Raw genomic sequence first — 2,827 nt, 5'->3', positions numbered from 1 at the left:
GCGACCGCGGAGACCTTCGGCTGCCTGGCCGCCGCGCTGCTGTGCGTCGACGCCCTCGCGCTGTGGCTGCTGACGTCGGAGCGGCTCGGGAGCGGGCCCGGCTACACCGCGACCGCGCTGCTCGTCATCGGCGCGCTGCTGGCGTCCTATCCGCTGCTCGTGCCGCTGCGGACGCCGCGCGTCCTGGCCGTCCTGCTCCTGCAGCCGGTGCCCGTCCTGCTGCTGGCGGCGTCCGGCTCCCCCGGCCTCTGGTCCTGGGCGCTGCCCGTCCTGGCCGCGACCGGACTCGCCGACCTGCTCCTGGCTCTCTGGTTCGGACGGCCCCGCGCGGGCGTCCCCGTGCGCGCCCTCCGGGTCAGCGCGACCGTGCTGTGGGTGCTGACCACGGTTCTGGCGCTGCTGTACACGGCCTTCGTCCTGGCCGCCTCCGCCGCGGGCGCCGATCACGTCGGAGCCCGGTGGTTCGTGGCCGCGGTCCTGCTGCTGTCGGGCGTGACCGGCCTGCTGTCGGCCCGCGGCCCGCTGCGCCACGTCCCGGAGGGCCCCGGTCCCGTGGGCGCCGTGAGCGGTGCCGCTGGTCCGGGCGCCCCGGGCGGTACCGGCGCGTCCGGGGTCCCCGCGGCCATCGCCCTGCTGGTCCTGGGGGCGGCCCCCCTGGTCGCCGGACCCGCGCACCTGCCCGCGCTGCCCAGGGCGCCCCTGCCCCCGTGGAACGGCGGTCCCCCGACCACACCGGTGTCCGACGTGCTGGGCCTGCCGGCGACGACCGCCCCGGACGCGGGGTTCCACCTGCTCGCCGTGCTCGTCTGCGCCCTGCTGTCCCTCGGCGCGGTGTTCCTGCTGCGCCGCCGAGCGCTGGTGCCCGCCGCCGCCCTGACCGCTCCCCCGGCGCTGCTGACGGTCGTGCACCTGCTGGACCCGCCGCACGCGGTGGCAGTGGTGTGCGCCCTCCTGGTCGGCGCCGCGCTGGTGCTGGCCACGGCCCTTGTACCGCGTCGGCCCGGCGCCTGGGCGCCCGCGCTCACCGGAACCCTGACCCTGCTCACCGGCGGCCTGTGGTCGCTCCCGGACCGGTACACCTCCCTGGCCGCCCTCGTGGTGGTGGAGGCGACCGTCCTGGTCGCGCTGCTGCTGTACGCCCGGTCCGGCCGCCCCGCGGTGCTCCACGCGACGGGCCTGCTCCTGTGGGCGCTGGCCCTGCTGACCGGTGCGTTCTTCGGGCTCGGCCTCGTGATCTCGGACACCGTGCCGCCTCCGGCGTGGTGGCTGCTGGCCGCCTGCGCGCTGCTGGCCGGGGCGAACGCGGTGGTGCTCGGACGGATCCCCCTCCCGCGGGCGGGCGGTGCCGGGGGCGACCCCCGGCCGGTGTTCACCGTGGTGGGCCTGCTCCTGCTCTCGTCCGCCCCGCTGCTGGCCGGGCGGGGGCACAGTCCCGGCCTGCCGCTGCTGTCCGGCGCGTACGGGCCGTGGACGGCGCCCGTGCGGGCGCTGGGCGACCCCGCCTACTCCGTCCTGGGGCTGCACCGCGTGGCGGGCCCGGCGGAGGCCGTCGGCACGGCGGCCGGAATGCTGCTGGCCGGTGCGGCGGCGGTGGCCCTGGTCGCCCTGCTCGACCGCGGACGGACGGCGGCAGCGGCGGTCCTCGCCGCGCCGCCCGCGCTCGTCGCGCTGCCCCTGGTCCTGGACGCGCCGTTCCTCGGCGCCCTGCTGTGGGTGTTCGCGGTGGGTTCGGCCCTGGCGCTGTGGTCGGCGCTGACCCGGGACGGGCGGCTCGGCTGGCTGGCGGGGCTGACCGGCCTCCTCACCCTGCTGCTCGGCACGGGCTGGGCGCTGGTCCAGGAGCACGCGACCACGGGCGCCCTGATGGGTGTCGCGGTGGCCGCCGCGGTGGCCGCGGCCCTGGCCCGGACCACCGTCGCGGCGGTCGGCGCCACGGCGGTGGCGACGGCGGCGACGGGCGGGTTCGCGCTGGCCCTGCCCCTGCTGCTGGGGGCTCCGGTGGAGCACGCGGCGCTGGCACCGATCGCGATGGTCGCCGCGGTGGCCGTGGCCGCGCCGCGTCTGCGCGGACCGCTCGTACCGGCGGCGGAGGTCCCCGCCTGGGTGTGGGCGGCGGTCTCGCTGGGCGTCACCGCGGCGGCGGGGGCGCGGCTGGGACTGGTCGCGCTGGCGCTGGCCGTGGTCGGGGTCGTCGCGCTGGCGACCGCTGCACGGCCCGAACGGCGCTGGTTCGCGCTGGTGGGCGCGCTGCTGATGCTGGCGGCGCTGTGGACGGTGCTCTCCGCGTGGGACGTGGCCGTGCCCGAGGCGTACACGGTGCCGCCCGCCCTGGCGGCGCTGGCCGTGGGCTGGGAGTGGAGCCGCAGGGCTGCCGAACCGCCTTCGAGCTGGGCCGCCCACGGCGGCGGCCTGGCCCTGCTGTTCCTGCCCACCGTCGTGCTGGTGCTGACGGAGGACGGCATGGTGTGGCGGGTGCCCGCCGTGCTCGTGCTGGGCCTCGCGGTGACCGTGTGGGGGCTGCGTCGGCGGCTCCAGGCGGCCCTGGTGACGGGCGGGCTGGTGCTGGTGGCCACCTCGCTGCGGGCGTTCGGGCCGCCCCTGTGGGACCTGACCCGGCTGGTGCCGAACTGGGTGCCGTTCGCCGTCGCGGGTGTGCTGCTGCTGGTGATCGGCGCCCGCTACGAGGCCAACCTGGAACGGGTGCGGCGCCTGGGCCGCCTGGTGGCGGAGATGCGCTGAGAAGCCCGGTCACGCGCCCGTGGGGCGCGGCCCGGAACCCGCCGGGGGCTCCACGGGGCGGCGGGCCCGTCAGACCGACGGGCCCGCC

General features: G+C 78.6%; 1 protein-coding gene. It reads left to right on the top strand.

The genetic code is table 11. From position 1 onward, the window contains the following. On the top strand, positions 1-2,739 hold a 2,739-nt coding region (locus tag DQW06_RS18490; RefSeq protein WP_117198995.1), incomplete at its 5' end, for an SCO7613 C-terminal domain-containing membrane protein. Positions 2,740-2,827: the final 88 nt, after the last annotated feature.

This window comes from Nocardiopsis sp. TNDT3 (genome assembly GCF_003427465.1).
GTDB lineage: Bacteria > Actinomycetota > Actinomycetes > Streptosporangiales > Streptosporangiaceae > Nocardiopsis > Nocardiopsis dassonvillei.
This window is presented reverse-complemented; position numbering and strand designations above follow the sequence as displayed.